The 13,939-nt window shown below is 47.1% G+C and carries 17 protein-coding genes; 8 read left to right on the top strand and 9 right to left on the bottom strand.

Annotation, left to right across the window (positions count from 1 at the left end; all coding sequences use genetic code 11):
• Nucleotides 1–33: 33 nt before the first annotated feature.
• From THEPK_RS10720 to THEPK_RS10705, 4 genes are all read right to left on the bottom strand, one after another.
• Entirely contained in the window at nucleotides 34–879 is an 846-nt protein-coding gene (locus THEPK_RS10720; RefSeq protein WP_052315953.1) for a DUF835 domain-containing protein, read from the bottom strand.
• Nucleotides 846–1,547: an IS6-like element ISPfu5 family transposase gene (locus THEPK_RS10715; protein ID WP_011011653.1), complete on the bottom strand. Its 702-nt coding sequence runs from the start codon at nucleotides 1,545–1,547 to the stop codon at nucleotides 846–848. Before THEPK_RS10715 ends, THEPK_RS10720 begins: the two co-directional genes overlap by 34 nt.
• Before the next feature lie 54 nt (nucleotides 1,548–1,601).
• Entirely contained in the window at nucleotides 1,602–1,880 is a 279-nt protein-coding gene (locus THEPK_RS10710) for a hypothetical protein (protein ID WP_042701758.1), read from the bottom strand.
• Between the two features lie 232 nt (nucleotides 1,881–2,112).
• Nucleotides 2,113–3,300, bottom strand: coding sequence for a TIGR00529 family membrane protein (locus THEPK_RS10705; protein WP_042701756.1), 1,188 nt, complete (start codon nucleotides 3,298–3,300; stop codon nucleotides 2,113–2,115).
• Nucleotides 3,301–3,423: 123 nt separating this feature from the next.
• Here THEPK_RS10705 and THEPK_RS10700 point away from each other — a divergent pair, with 123 nt between their 5' ends.
• Nucleotides 3,424–3,801: a hypothetical protein gene (locus THEPK_RS10700; RefSeq protein ID WP_042701753.1), complete on the top strand. Its 378-nt coding sequence runs from the start codon at nucleotides 3,424–3,426 to the stop codon at nucleotides 3,799–3,801.
• Between the two features lie 178 nt (nucleotides 3,802–3,979).
• Here THEPK_RS10700 and THEPK_RS10695 read toward each other — a convergent pair whose 3' ends face one another.
• Entirely contained in the window at nucleotides 3,980–4,648 is a 669-nt protein-coding gene (locus THEPK_RS10695) for a carbon-nitrogen hydrolase family protein (RefSeq protein ID WP_042701750.1), read from the bottom strand.
• A gap of 35 nt (nucleotides 4,649–4,683) precedes the next feature.
• A complete protein-coding gene (locus tag THEPK_RS10690; protein ID WP_042701746.1) occupies nucleotides 4,684–5,166 on the bottom strand; it encodes a nucleotidyltransferase domain-containing protein in 483 nt (160 codons plus the stop codon).
• Between the two features lie 153 nt (nucleotides 5,167–5,319).
• Here THEPK_RS10690 and THEPK_RS10685 point away from each other — a divergent pair, with 153 nt between their 5' ends.
• Entirely contained in the window at nucleotides 5,320–6,138 is an 819-nt protein-coding gene (locus THEPK_RS10685; RefSeq protein ID WP_042701743.1) for a GNAT family N-acetyltransferase, read from the top strand.
• A 171-nt stretch (nucleotides 6,139–6,309) separates the two neighbouring features.
• Nucleotides 6,310–6,492 (top strand): hypothetical protein, encoded by a 183-nt coding sequence (locus THEPK_RS10680; RefSeq protein WP_042701740.1) that lies wholly within the window; start codon nucleotides 6,310–6,312, stop codon nucleotides 6,490–6,492.
• A 21-nt stretch (nucleotides 6,493–6,513) separates the two neighbouring features.
• Here THEPK_RS10680 and THEPK_RS10675 read toward each other — a convergent pair whose 3' ends face one another.
• Both THEPK_RS10675 and THEPK_RS10670 read right to left on the bottom strand, forming a co-directional pair.
• Nucleotides 6,514–8,259, bottom strand: coding sequence for an ABC transporter ATP-binding protein (locus THEPK_RS10675; RefSeq protein ID WP_042701737.1), 1,746 nt, complete (start codon nucleotides 8,257–8,259; stop codon nucleotides 6,514–6,516).
• Nucleotides 8,249–9,988 carry an ABC transporter ATP-binding protein gene (locus THEPK_RS10670; RefSeq protein ID WP_042701735.1) on the bottom strand — a complete coding sequence of 580 codons (1,740 nt, stop codon included), beginning with the start codon at nucleotides 9,986–9,988 and terminating at the stop codon, nucleotides 8,249–8,251. Before THEPK_RS10670 ends, THEPK_RS10675 begins: the two co-directional genes overlap by 11 nt.
• A 105-nt stretch (nucleotides 9,989–10,093) precedes the next feature.
• On the opposite strand from THEPK_RS10670, the gene THEPK_RS10665 reads away from it, so the two are divergent.
• The 5 genes from THEPK_RS10665 (at nucleotide 10,094) to THEPK_RS10645 (ending at nucleotide 13,253) form a co-directional block, all read left to right on the top strand.
• A complete protein-coding gene (locus THEPK_RS10665) occupies nucleotides 10,094–10,903 on the top strand; it encodes a GNAT family N-acetyltransferase (RefSeq protein ID WP_042701730.1) in 810 nt (269 codons plus the stop codon).
• 255 nt (nucleotides 10,904–11,158) lie between these two features.
• Nucleotides 11,159–11,653 carry a hypothetical protein gene (locus tag THEPK_RS10660; RefSeq protein ID WP_042701727.1) on the top strand — a complete coding sequence of 165 codons (495 nt, stop codon included), beginning with the start codon at nucleotides 11,159–11,161 and terminating at the stop codon, nucleotides 11,651–11,653.
• A gap of 35 nt (nucleotides 11,654–11,688) precedes the next feature.
• The gene (locus THEPK_RS10655) at nucleotides 11,689–12,180 is read left to right on the top strand and encodes a hypothetical protein (RefSeq protein ID WP_042701724.1); all 492 of its coding nucleotides are present in this window, start codon (nucleotides 11,689–11,691) and stop codon (nucleotides 12,178–12,180) included.
• Nucleotides 12,161–12,538 (top strand): hypothetical protein, encoded by a 378-nt coding sequence (locus THEPK_RS10650; RefSeq protein ID WP_042696758.1) that lies wholly within the window; start codon nucleotides 12,161–12,163, stop codon nucleotides 12,536–12,538. The genes THEPK_RS10655 and THEPK_RS10650 overlap by 20 nt, the downstream gene beginning before the upstream one ends.
• Nucleotides 12,539–12,791: 253 nt before the next feature.
• Complete coding sequence (locus THEPK_RS10645; RefSeq protein WP_042702299.1) at nucleotides 12,792–13,253, top strand: GNAT family N-acetyltransferase; 462 nt, start codon at nucleotides 12,792–12,794, stop codon at nucleotides 13,251–13,253.
• Between the two features lie 122 nt (nucleotides 13,254–13,375).
• On the opposite strand, the gene THEPK_RS10640 is transcribed toward THEPK_RS10645, so the two are convergent.
• On the bottom strand, nucleotides 13,376–13,936 hold the full coding sequence (locus tag THEPK_RS10640) for a nicotinamide-nucleotide adenylyltransferase (protein WP_042701721.1): 561 nt from the start codon (nucleotides 13,934–13,936) through the stop codon (nucleotides 13,376–13,378).
• Nucleotides 13,937–13,939 lie beyond the last annotated feature (3 nt).

Raw genomic sequence — 13,939 nt, 5'->3', positions numbered from 1 at the left:
ATTGAAGAAAAGAAAAGTTATAAATTTTTGGAATCAAGTAAGAACCCTTTTCAGTGTCACAAGCTCCCTTTCTTCCCAAGCCCCTTCGTCGATTACCAGTATCAGGACTCCGCCGTAGAAAAGCGTGAAATCCTTTAGAGCAGAGAGAAACTTAACAATAGCTTCAAAGCCGTTGTATGTTTTTAAATACTCGGGACAATCTACAACAACGGTTCCTCCGAATCCCTTTTCTTTTGCTTCTTTTAAGTATCTGACCGTTATATCAGTAATTCTTGCCAAGTTGGTTGGGGATATAGAGTTTCTTCCCTCTATACTCGTTATGAAGAAAACGTTCCAGCTCTCAGGAATGTTGAGGTCTCGAACAAACCCCAAAACAGGAATTTTTTCGAGCTTTTCTTTTATTGTGGTGTACTCTTCGGGCATGAGCATCATCACTCCCGGCTTAAAATGTACTTCCACTGGGGGCTTTTTGATTCCCTTTATGAACTGTTCCGTAAAAACAAATCGTATCATAAAGTACGCAACTAGGAGGGCAAGTATGGCCCCTAAGGTAAACCCTATTGGAGCAAACCATTCCACCAGTCTCAAGATGGGGTAGTCAAGCTCATGAAGTCCGTGGAGAGTAACAGCGCTGCCTAAATACAATGCTTTCTTGTTGTAAAACGTTTTGAGAGATATTATTAAGAGCCCGGAGATAACCATTAAAAAAGCTGAAACTGCATAAGACAGACCAACAAGTGCAAACCAATCAGAAGAAAGTCCCAAAACATCTACTAAAGCACCATAGAGGCTTACTATAACGGGGATTGCTGATAAAAGCTTTACTTTTTCATTTGCAGATACTGTCAGGATAACTGGGGTATCACCTCCTGAAGCCATTCAGTCACATCACCAGGCGGTCCACCAAACCGAGAATGAATTCTAACAAAATTATACCAGAATGAAAACAGAAAAACAAACCTGTGAACCCTCCTCCAGTCTCTAGCCCTGAAGTTATTCCAGAAACGCTTTGTTCTCTCTTTAACAGTCCTAAACCAGCGCTCAACACAGTTCCTCGGCCCGAAAGTCACATGCAGATAATCCAGCCCGAGAGATTTAAACGCTGATTTATACCACGGCCCTTTGTCAACCAGGAAAATTGGCTGTCCCTCGCAGGATTTCAAAACAACTAGAATGAAGTCCCTGGCAATCCACCAGTTCCTAACGCTTGTAATCCATACTGCTAGGATTTCTTTGCTCTCAACGTCGATTGCAGCCCAGAGAAATCTCTTCTGGCCGTTGATCTTTATCACTGTCTCGTCAATTGCGATGAAGTTTCTCTGTTTTTTGACTGCGAGGATTTTCGGCTGGTAAACTGCTTTCGCGAATTTTTGGACTGTTTCCCAGACTGTTGTGTGGCTGATTTCGAGGATTGTTCCTACCTGTCTGTAACTTAGTCCGTGCAGGTACAGGTTTATTGCCCTGGTTTTCTTTTTTGCTGGGATTTTGTTCCGGCGAAAGGTTTTTAAGACTGAAACCAGTAAGTAAATAATGGTTTCAGTCCTCATTTCTCTCCCCTTTTCTGAAGAGGTATCAGAAACTTAAACCTAACGTCCCACTGCTTATCCTGACAGTGTCTCATTTGCAATTCCTTCTTCCTCCATAAGTACAATCGTGCCATAAAACAAAAACGACGCCCAGAGTGCCTCTGATAGTGAGAGAATGTATATGTTTCCGGTAATATCAGAAAGTATTGAAAAAGCAGCGGCTACCCAAGAGAGAGACCACCAAAGAGCAGGTTTTCGTTTGTGCTTCCAGTAAACGTAAGCTAAAAATAGAGCTCCAACTATCTTCGCAGAAAGACTGGATATCTGACCCGAAAGTAATAGTGCATTATCCATATGCCCTCCTCTGTTATTATTTAAACCTTCCACTTATATAAATTCTTTGCTTTTATCAACAATTCTTTAAGCCTTTAAAAGGAGTTTTTGCCCCAAATCAAGATAAATGACAAAGAAGAAATTGTGAGACTCGCCACTATTTTTAGGTACGTAACGAAAAAGCCATATTGCTGACAGCTTCAGGAAACCATAAAAGAATAAAGCCTCAAAGAACTAAATGATGTTCTGATGCTCACAGTAAAGATATGTAAAGAACCCCAAGTATGAAAAGAAGCAAACCCGGAATCAGCATCGCTCTATAGACTTTTCCTAGGTCGGCTTTGTAGTATTCTGCGGAGAAGACCAGGCATAGGTGAACGGGACTGAAGAGCATCCCCATGTAGCCGCTCAGGTAGGCAAGTGCAATTTTATCAAAGCTTCCAAAAAACGGTGCAAGTAATGGGAAGGTCATGCCCACGTAGGCAAAGCTTATGCCGGTCATCAATCCAACCAAAAATGGGGTTATAACGATTACTGCTATTATTGGGAGGTCTAACTCCAAGATAACCCTCGGAAGGGCTTCAACAGCTCCTGTGACTTCAAGAAGCTTTTTGAAGTACATAACTGAAAAGAGGAGAAATATTATCTTTGGCTGTAATGCCTGCTTTACAACTTCTGTTTTAGTTATTCTCCTAAAATGGGGTATCAATGCAGATAAAAATCCTATAAATGCGCCATAAACCATATCATATCCAAGAACAATGGAGATAATGATAATTACAATTATCGGATACGTGCTTTTGAGGAAGAGTTTTAAGCCCTCTTTTATGTTGCCCTTTTCCTTTTTCGGCGGTTTTATGGGCTTGAGGAAGAAAAGATACCCAACCATGGCCATGATTATTGTCAATGGAAACATCTTACTGCTGAATTCTCTTACAGAAATTCCCAAAATTGCTGAGGCAATTATTATCGCCTGATACATGGGCCAGGAGTGCTCCCATATATGCCTAAACCAGTAGTTGATGATAGTTTTTTTCTCCGGAGAAAGGTTGAGCTTGTTGGCTACAGTCTCTATCATGGGAGCGGATACAAGAGCCCCAGCGGGCATTGGCAACAAGCCTATTAAAGCCGGCAGTGCTGCTAGGGAGTACTTCTCATTTGGAAACAGCTCCTTTGTAGCTTTTTCCATCATCTTGAGGTAGCCAATCTGAGAAAAGACACTAGTCAAAGCCATTATCGAGATTATAATTAAAATAAGCCTCAAAGTTGGCCACTCGGTGGAGGATATGTAAAGGGAGCGTATGAGGTCTTCCGGTGCTAATCCGAAGAGAACTCCAAGCAGAAGGGAACCCAAGAAGATAGAAATCCCTACATTTACCTTTAGCCTTATGAACCCTATTATAACCCCAAATGAGAGCAAAAGGTAGAGAAGTTCATTCATTGTTTTCACCGCCGTATTAAGGTGCAGACATGTATCTTATTGGGGCTTATAAGCTTATCCATGCATTTTAGAAACAAAAAGTTAATAAACATTGGAATCAATGTATTTTTGGAGGTGGTGTGAATGGTGCACCAGTATATTAAAGAAAAGTCAAAAGAGTTCACAAAGGAGGAGAAGGAAGAGAGGTACAAGTATCTTGGCAAAGAAGTGCTGGACATCGGTGATCCGGGGCTGGACAGCATACCTGAATTCTATGGAATAGCCAACGCTATATGGCACGACTGGAAAGAGGGCGAGATAAGCACAAAAACAGCACTCGGAAGATTGGCACTCCTAAAACTGCTTACGTACAAAACAAAGAACAAGAAGATTCAAGATATCCCAGAAGAGGATTTAGAAGAGGTTAGAAAGTTCATAGATTACGTTATTCAGGTCATAAAGAACGAGAGCAGAAGGAAGGGCGAACCTGAGGAAGCGAGACAGGTCGGAGAAAACACTTAAATCTTCATCCCCCAAATTTTCAGTGCCCTCCCCTCTCACACTTCCGGGAGTGGTGACCGGGAGTCGGTCGGGGAGGGCACACCTTTTTCATCATTACCATTTGGATTTTAGTATTGGCAATGGGGCTGTCAAGATTGATTTTAACAATAGGCTTTTGGAGCTGTTACTGGAAAAGCCACTAGAGAACAGCGAAGACTAAGAGCTCATTACCAATAGCCTCAACAAGAAGATTTCCGGCTTCATCGAAAACCCATGCACCACCCGGTGGAAAACTATTCACAATGAAAGTTTTAGCTCTAAAGAGTTTCACACGCTCCGACATCGCTTTGATATCCCTCTCGTTTATTTCTCCGTAGTCCGGTGAGTACTCCATCGGCACAAAGAGATAGTCAGGCTTTTTGCGTTTAATCCACTTCAATATGCGCTTGTTGTAGAGGTCACCGCAGATGATAATGGCCACTTTGCCGAACTCGGTTTTCACCGTTTTGACGGTGTTGCCAGTGCAGAACTTCATCGGCTCCTGAAACTTGCGGTGCTTGAGGAGGACTTCGCCGTTTCTCCCAATCAGCAGAGCCGAGTTGTAGGTGCAGTTCTTGTAGGGCTCAAGAAGGCCGAAGATGACATAAACGTTGTTCTCCCTTGCGAATTCGCTCACCCGCTCGACAATCTCATCATAAAGCTCGGCCCCTGAGAAGTCCCATTCCTTAAATCCGGTAAAGCAGTACTCGGGAAATACCACAAAGTCCAGGTTATAACCAATCGCCTCATCAAACCTCCGCTCAAACTCCTCCCAGTTGGCGTTGAAATTGTTGTATTTAACGTACATCGGGACAAGGACAACTCTCACAACAAACCCTCCGGAAATAAGACGGCTCAATGCATTTAAAGTTTCTCTTTTCCCCTCTCTTCCAAAAACCTTTTCAACATCTCTGCCTTTTTAACCCTTCCCAGCTTGAGATATGCCTGATACTCATATTCCAAATCCAAAACAGGGATTTGCATACCTTCGATTTGCACAAAGCGCCTGTATCTGCTTATATCCACAGGTTGCTCCCATTCACCCTCGACTTTCTTTTGAATGTCCCCCATTATCTCAACTCTAATCCCGTCAATAACCAGAGCCCCAAAGTGCGAGCGGATTCTCTCACTTTCCTTAAATCTTACCGGCTCAACTACAAACTCGGAAAAGAGGCTCTCAATTTCATAAGCCCCTTCTCTGTCCGTCTGAATGTCAATGTCATGGGGCTCAACAGGAACACCTTGGAGCGCGAACCCAAGACTCCCTGTAACGACCCAGTTCACACTGCTGTCCTTTAACCTCTCGTACAGCTTACGGAGAACTTTGAGGTGTGTTTGGGGAATCATCTCAGCACCTTAAGTGGATTAGTTGAATATTTATTAAAAAATTTTGAGATAGCTCCCAATATTTGAAAGCCTATACCCTGTACCGTATGCTCAGCAAAAAGGGCTTAAAGGGGATGGGCAAAAAATTTCCATACATCTTGGAGGTAGAACATCATGACCGCCGTAATTCGAGAGGCTAGACCAGAGGATAGACCTTTCATTGAAGAGATTGCAAGGTTAACGTGGGATGGTGAGGATTACCTCGCAAGGGTTTTTGAGAGCTGGGTAAAAGATGGGCACTTCTACGTTCTTGAGCTTGATGGAAAAGTAATTGGAACTGCGAAGCTAACTCTTTTGCCGGATAAAGTCGGATGGCTTGAAGGACTTAGAGTACATCCAGATTACCGCGGCAGAGGATTCGGAAGGATGATCCAAAACTTCATGCTGCAAAAAGGGAAAAGACTTGCGGAAGAAGGAATTATAAGGGCTCTGGAATTTTCAACGTATTACCTCAACAAGGAGAGCATAGCAATGGCAAAGAAAGATGGTTTTAAGATCGTCAAGCGCTACTACATTATGGGGAAAGCTGTAGAAGAAATTAAACCTTCAAAGCCATCCGACAGCACAATAGCCTCTTTAGAAGAGCTTGAATACGAGGAGTATATCCCAGTAGGATGGAAGTTCGTTCATAAAGTCCCGGAAGCTTTAGACTGGCTTAAAGAAAAAGCTATTATCAAAGAATGCGGCGGAACCAAGTTCATGATGCCCAAAGACTCCGAAAGTGCCTTTGTACCGTTTCACCTTTCAAAGCCATATGTAAAACAACTCCTCCCCTGCATGGCCCAAGAAGCCTTGAAAGCAAATCAAAAATACCTTGAAATTATGGTGCCTGAAGAAAGGAAGGAATTACTTGAGCCCTTCAGAGAGCTTGGCTTTGAAGTCTGGGATAACCCCAAAGAGCCCAATGTGTTGGTGTTCAGGAGGGCCCTTTGAATAAAAGTTACTTTTCCTTTTCGAAAGCCTCGCCCTTCAGAGCGAAGAGGAGGTCAGATAGTACAAAGATAATGGCTTAATTCATCCCCTCCACTTCATGTTTTTTGTTACCAATGCAGAGAAAGCAAGTGTGTATATGGGTGGTGAGCATCAACATGGACAACATTTTTGATGTTTGTCGATATTGTGAAAGCCAGCAGAGAGGATAAAAAGCCATATTCCAACTACAGCTACAACAGAGCCCTTGGACTCGTAACACCAATTGCAGCTGGAGCTTTGGCGAGTATCCACCCGATGCTGCCTTACAGCGCGAGCCTTGCTGGATTCATAACGGCTGAATTATTCCTCCTGTGAATCGCAGAAGAAAGTAAAAACTCACACCTTTCCCATCTGCGATGTGTAGAGCCTGTAGAAGTGGCCCCTCCTCGCGAGCAGCTCCTCCGGAGAGCCCTCTTCAACTATTCTTCCATCATCAACAACCACGACCTTATCGGCGAAGCGAGTTATACCGAGGCGGTGGGCGATTATGATGCTCGTCCTCCCATCCATCAGCCTGAGCATGGCATCCCGCACCAGCCTTTCTGTCTTCGGGTCAACGCTTGAGAGTGCCTCGTCGAGGATTACTATGTCCGGATCCTTTAAGAGGGCCCTTGCGAGGGATATAAGTTGCCTCTCACCAACGGAGAGGAGCTTTCCGGCCTCTCCCGCGGAGGTGTGGTAGCCCTGCGGGAGCCTCTCTATGAACTCGTGGACGCCAAGCTGCTTGCAGACCCTTATAACGTCCTCCTCGCTCGCCTCGGGATTCGCCATGAGGATGTTCTCCATTATCGTCCCCGGGAAGAGGTAGGTCTCCTGCGGGACGTAGCCTATCCTCCTTCTAAGGCTCTTCCGACTTATTTCCCTTCCGTCAATCCCGTCGTAGAGCACTCTGCCTCTCGTCGGGTCGTAGAAGCGCATTATCAGGTTCGCCATCGTGGTCTTTCCGGCTCCAGTCTTCCCGACAACGGCCACCTTTGTGGCTGGAGGTATGTGGAGGTTTATCCCCTTGAGGACGGGGACGCCGTTCTCATACTCAAACCAGACGTCCTCGAACTTGATCTCGCCCTTCAGCCTCTCCACTTCTTTTCCGGAGTAGTCCTCGACGTTCCCGTCATCCAACACTTCGTATATCCTCTCCAGCGCGGCCAGAGCCGATTGCAGGCTGTCGTAGAGGCCAATGACCTCGTTTATCGGCCCGAGAAAGCGCTGGGTGTACTGGATGAAGGCAACGACGACGCCAACGCTAACCGCGCCCTGATAGGCCAGGTAGCCTCCATAGGCGATCACGACTATGACCGAGAGCAGGCTGGTTATGTTCATGAGCGGCCAGAAGACGCCCATATACACAGCCACCCTGAGGTAGGCCCCTATAGTTTCCCTTGAGACCTTCGAGAACTCCCTCTCGACGTCGCTTTCTCTTCCGAAGGCCCTTATGGTCTCAACTCCAGCCACGCTCTCCTCCACGACGCTCGAAATTCTCGCTATCTTCTGTCTTGTCTCCCTGTAGGCCCTCCTCATCTTCCCGCCGAAGTAGTAAGCTATGATGACCATCAGCGGGACGCTCGTGAGGGTTACGAGGGTCAGCTTTACGTCGAGGAGAAGCATGGCGATGATTATGCCTATGAGGCTGAGCAGACTCCCGAGGCTGCCGAGGAGGCCCGATACAAGGACGTCGTTCACTATTCCGGTGTCGTTCACTATCCTCGAAACGAGGTCTCCGGTCGATTTGTCCTTGAAGAAGTCCAGGCTTGAGAGGAGAACCTTTTCGTGGAGCCTCGCCCTCAGGTCTCGGAGGACTTTCTGGCCGAAGACTTCAATGTAGAAAGTCTGGAGCGTCGCGAAGAACCACTGGGCCACGAGAGAGGCAAGGTAGAGAAGGGCCACAACCAGAAAGCCGGAATAATTGCCTGCAAGGATGTAGCGGTCTATCGCTATCCTCAGGATGTATGGCGGCGCTAGGGTGGCCAGGGCGGAACCCACTATGCTCACACCGACTATCGCAAGAGTCCTTTTATGGGACAGGGCCTCGCCTATGAACCTTTTCAGAAGTGAAAGTGATGACTTTTGCACTTCACTGGCCATTCCACCCACCCCTGCCGAGCATCTCGCTGAAGAGCCCGCCTTTCTCTGCCAGCTCCTCCGGCTTTCCATCCTCAACGACCCTGCCATCGACCATGACGATTACCCTATCTACGAGCCTTGTCATTGAAAGGCGCTGGGAGACAATAAGGGCAGTTTTGCCCTGAAGGATGTCCTTAAGGTCTTCGATCAGGCTCTCCTCGGTCTTTGCATCGAGGTTTGATACTGGATCGTCGAGGAGGATTATCTTAGGCTCAAGGAGCAGCGCCCTCGCCAGAGCTATCCTCTGCCTCTGGCCGCCGGAGAGGGTTACGCCCTTCTCGCCGACAACGGTGTCGTAGCCATCTGGAAGCGATGAAATGAAGTCGTGGATTTTCGCTATTTTGGCAGCTCTGATGATCTCCTCAAGGCTCGCGTCGGGCTTCGCCAGCGCTATGTTCTCCCTTATGCTCCTGTTGAAGATGAAGGGCTCCTGCGGGACATAGGCGACTATTTTCCTCAGGCAGGACGTCTTTATCTTCCTCACGTCCACACCGTCAATCAGGACTTCTCCCCTTTCCGGCTCGTAGAAGCGGGCTATGAGCTTTAGCAGGGTGCTCTTTCCGGAGCCGGGCGGACCGGTTATGAGAACTTTCTCCTCGGGGTTTATCTTCAGGTTCAGCCCCTTTAGGACGGTCTTTCCGGTGTGGTACGTGAAGTAAACGTCCTTAAACTCGATCTCCCCGCGCGGGCTGGTAAGCTCTACAGCGTCGGGCGGATCAATCTCCGGTGGAGCAGAGTCGGTAACCTCAAAGAGCCTTGAGGCAGCGGCAAGACTCCTCTGGATGTCCCCTATGGTGAAGCCTAGGGCTCTTAGGGGCCATGTCATAGTGAGCATGTACGTTAGAAAGGCAGTGAGTTCACCAACGGTCAGGTTCTGGCTCATTATTGCCTTTCCTCCGTAGTAGAGCATGACGCTCATGGCCATTCCCATCACGAGAAATGGTGCGTTACCGTAGAGGGCAGTTATCTTGGTGGCCTTGACGTTGAGCTCGTATAGTTTCTCGTTCTCCTTCTGGAACTTCTCCTGGATTTCTTCCTCCGCAGATAGGGCCTTTATTGTCTTGACCCCCGCTATGCTACCCGTCGAGACCGAGGCTATAACTCCCGTCTGGTGCCTCACTTCGTCATATATAGGTCTCACTTTCTTCGCGTAGGTGGTGTTTAAAGCGACAACGAGGGCTATCGTGAGGAGGGCAACACCGGTGAGGGTCCGGTTCATGCGGGTCATGTAGTAGAGCGAGACAATGATGAGGAAGACGGAATAGACGAACATCCTCACGCGGAACGATAAAAAGCGCGTTATCCTCTCGGTGTCGTTGGTTATCCTGCTTATGAGCTGACCGGAGTAGGTCTTGTCGAAAAACTCCATCCTGTGCCGCTGAATTGCCCTGAAGGCGTCCATTCGGAGGTGGTAGACGGCGTGCTGGGCGGCTTTAACCAAAAGGTATCTCCCGCTGAAGCTGAAGGCCCCGTTGAGGACAGCAACTAGAAGAACAAGGAGGGCGTAGCGAACGGCAACCCTATACTCGCCGGTGGTTACGCCTTTGTCTATAGCCTCTCTTATTAGAACCGGGATTACACCGTTGGTGTAAGACATGAACAGAACCAGGACTAAGCCAATACCAAAGTGTAATTTATGTTCTCGCAGATAACTCAATAACCGGAGGAGTTGTTTTAGTGAGCTTCCCATGGCAAAAAATCTTAAATCCAATACTATAAATATTTAACGGTTACGATGGACATCTGATGGAAGGGTATAAAAACCTTAGTGAGAAAGTTTTTAGAGGCGAAAACGATGGAACCGATAATCCGCAAAGCCAAACCTGAGGATAAACCCTTCATCGAGGAGATAGCAAGGCTCACATGGGGTGGAGAGGATTATCTCGCCGACGTCTTCGACGAGTGGCTTGGCGACAACTTCTACGTCCTTGAGGTTGGAGGAAAGGTAATCGGAACCGCAAAGCTAACCCTTCTCCCGGAAAAGGTCGGGTGGATGGAGGGACTCAGGGTTCACCCCGATTACAGGGGAAAGGGCTACGGAAGGTTAATTCACAATTTCATGGTCAACCTCGGGAAGAGGCTCGCCGAAGAGGGAAAAATTGAAGCTCTAGAGTTTGCGACTTACTTCCTCAACCGCGAGAGCATAGCGATGGCGAAAAAGGACGGATTCTCGGTGATAGCAAAGTTCTTTGACCTCGGTGCGAAAGTTGATACCTTCCAGCCTAAGGAACCCTCACCAGCAGAGCTTGAGATTGGAGACCTAGCCCTTGAGATAATCCCTCTGGGGTGGAAGTTCGTGCACAGTGGAGAAGAAGCCTTGAAGTGGCTCAGGAGAAAGGGTGAGGCCTACGAAACCGCCGGTTTAAAGTTTCTCGCCACAAAGGATGGAGTGACCTTCACGCCCCTTTCAACTGGGCTAGAGAACATGAGGACGATGCTACCGGCCATGACATGGGTTGCCAAAGAAAAGGGTAATGAGGTGTTTGAGATAATGCTCCCAAGTGACGTGAAACCCGTCGTTCCTGACCTGAAGAAGCTTAGCCTTTTCCTCTGGGACGAGACCAATGAACCCAACGTCCTCGTGTTCAGGAAAAAGATGGTTTAAGCTCTTTCTTTTTCAAAATAAGTCCTTTCCAGACCAAGTTCAATAAAGAGTGAGGACCACCACGACTTCCTCTGGGAGGGACTTTCGGGGAAGGCTTTTCTAGACATTTTTACGCCTACAAGGTAGAAGCCTTTAAATAATCTGAACGCACACAATATTACGAAAAAGCTCCCAGGCGATGCCAGTGCGACGGGAATTATTAAGTGTCCTGTTGCTTAGTGTGTTGGTTTTGGGCCCTTCTGGAGGTGAGGCCGTATGACCAAGAAAGCCTTACCTCTGTATCTCCTTGTTTTTGCATTGATATTAGTCGGAACCACCTATTATGCCCACTATGAACGCAATAAGCCCCAAAAAGAACCGGATGATATCCTCTGGGGCGACCAATGTAGCGGTCTCGTCGAATACCGGGTTCTCAATGAGAGTTCGCTTCCGGTAGAAGGCTGGAGCGAGAGAGATGGTGTCCTCATGAGGGTGGAAAACGGGAGCGTCTTTCTAAAGATCCCCGAGGTCTCCAGCCTGGAACTCTCCGGGTGCTCCCTTCTGGACGGTAAACTGTACCTGAAGTTTACGTGCTCCAAAGAGAAGAGAGCAACCTCAACGTCTCTCCCCTGGGGGGAAGAAACAACTGCTTACCTTCCAGTGTTGGGGCGGGCTCCCGTCCTGCGGATAGTGCCCAAGGCAGAAGCAAGCGGGATAGTTGTCTATCTGCGCGGGGGCATCAACAGCAGCGTTACGATACCGTGGGGATGATTGTGCGGTTGTGTTGGACTTCAAGGAGGGCGGGCGTGTTTATAGTAACCTTTATTAGGGTTTTTGCTGAATTCTTTCAGGTGGTTGTCGTGATCCCCAGATGGGATCACAGACTCAAAGACCCTGAAAGCGTGGCATTCGCAATTCTTGACGTTTTAGCAGACTTCGAATCAGAAGGAAAGCTGAAGAACCTGCCAAAATCCAAAAAATTTCCAGTAAAAACAATACTGGCAATACTCCTCTTTAAACAATACTACAACCTACCCCTCAGAGACGCCCAGCACTACGGCAGAAAATTCTTCGGAGCAAACATTCACTACTCAACCCTCCACAACTGGGAGAAAAAGCTGAACCTCGAAGAACTGACAAACCACCTCCTGAAAAAACTCCAGAAATTACCCTACGCCAGCACTCAAGCAGACTCAACCATTATTACAAATAAAAAAGGGCAGGATAGAAGTTCAGGCAATAACGAGAATCCTGCCGGGTTTACTGTATCCGGTTGCTGTGAAGATCACAACTTCTGAGAACGAGCTGATTGAACTCCTGCCGGGGGGTTCTGGGAATTTTTATGCTGATGGGGCTTATGATTCAAAGAAAGTTCTGAACACTGTGGTGGAAAAGGGTTATCGGCCGATTGTTAAGAAAACTAAGAACGCTCCAGGTGGTTTTGGTAGTAAGAAGAGAGACAGAGTGTTTTCTGAAGAAGAGTACAGGCATAGGAATCCTCATGAGGGGTTCTGGGGTGCGTTTACAACGTGGTTTGGCAGTAGGATCCCCTGTTTTCTGAAAAAGACTACTGTAACCCGAATCCTGCTTGGGGTAATGTGTTATGGTCTGAAAATCCTCCTCAGAGTCAAATACTGTTTAAATAACAGGGGGTGAAACTAAACACGCCCCAAGGAGGGCAAAGGTATAAATATCCGGATGAGTCCTTCTTGATGTGATGAAAATGGAACCGATAATCCGTGGGGTCAGACCTGATCGCTGAAGAGAAGGAAAAACGAATTCAGAGTAATAATTCCTAGAGGGGTTAAACCTCCCCTACCAGACCTTAAAAGGCTTGGGTTTTCCTCACGAGACTGAGGAGCCAAACGTCCTAGTGTTCAGAAAAAACTTCTCTGGAGAGATGGCTGGAATGATAATTAAGCAACTCAAAAGTGAAGAAGAGAGGTTTGCCTGCCTTGAGATAGCAAAAAACCTACCCGAGTGGTTTAACGAGAACGGGAAAAGGGGAATTGAGAGGGACTTGAAGAAGGAGGAGACCTTCATAGCGGTCGAAGACGGAGAAGTTGCAGGCTTTATAACGGTTAAACCGCTCAACGATAAGGCCATCGAAATCATCTGGATGGCCGTGAAGAGAGAGCTGAGAGGTAGAGGGATAGGCTCTCGGCTTCTGAACTCCATCGAAGAGCTTGCAGCGCGGAGGGGCTTTGAGGTTCTGGTAGTTAAGACCTCTGGAGACCTCTCTTACAAACCCTATGACGAGACGAGGAGGTTTTACGAAAAGAGAGGTTTTGTGAGGATTGCTCTGATAGATCCGTACCCCAAGTGGGGCGAGGAAGCACTGATATACGTGAAATGCCTCCACAAAATTTAAATGTAGGGTTTTTCATCTTTTTCCATGCACTGGAGTGAAATCCCAAGATGCCAAAGCCCTTCACAAGACCAAACTCTCCCATCAGCTCTTCAGTTTCTGGCTAGAAGTGAATAAATGAGGAATCAGAACTCAGGAATCCTTATCGGTGCCTGAAGCTCCTTCTCGTTCTTCTCCAAGTCTGTCGCCAGCATTCTTATTCTCTCAACTCCTTTGATCTCTTTAATGTATTCCGCCACACTCTTTGGGACGAGGTCCTCCCAGGGTTCGCCTTCAATCATTCTTCTCCTTATCTCCGTAGCGGAAAGAATGTCCTTTCTGAACATCGGCTGAACTACCACTTTGTATCCCCTCTCCTTAAAAAGCTGTGCAACAAGTGAATTACCCGTAAAGACAACGTCAAACTTTGGCACCATTGCTTCAACATAAGGAGCCCAGATGGAGTTGAAGTTTATATCCGGCAAGGCAACGAGGAAGTATTTTCCCCTTGGAATTCCCTTCTCATCCAGAGCTCTTATTAGCATCTCCATTCTTTCGCTTGTTGTGAATGGGTTTTTTAAAGTATGGCTAACCTGAGCACTCCCGATGCCGATTATAACCTCATCAACCTGCTCAAAAACATATTCAAGAGCTTTTAAATGCCCGTTATGTACCGGCTGAAATCTACCAACAAAGAGACCCCTCATCGT

This window comes from Thermococcus sp. PK, from assembly GCF_000430485.1.
Classification (GTDB): Archaea; Methanobacteriota_B; Thermococci; order Thermococcales; family Thermococcaceae; genus Thermococcus_A; species Thermococcus_A bergensis.
The sequence above is the reverse complement of the archived record's forward strand: the minus strand, read 5'-3'. Positions and strand labels throughout refer to the sequence as shown.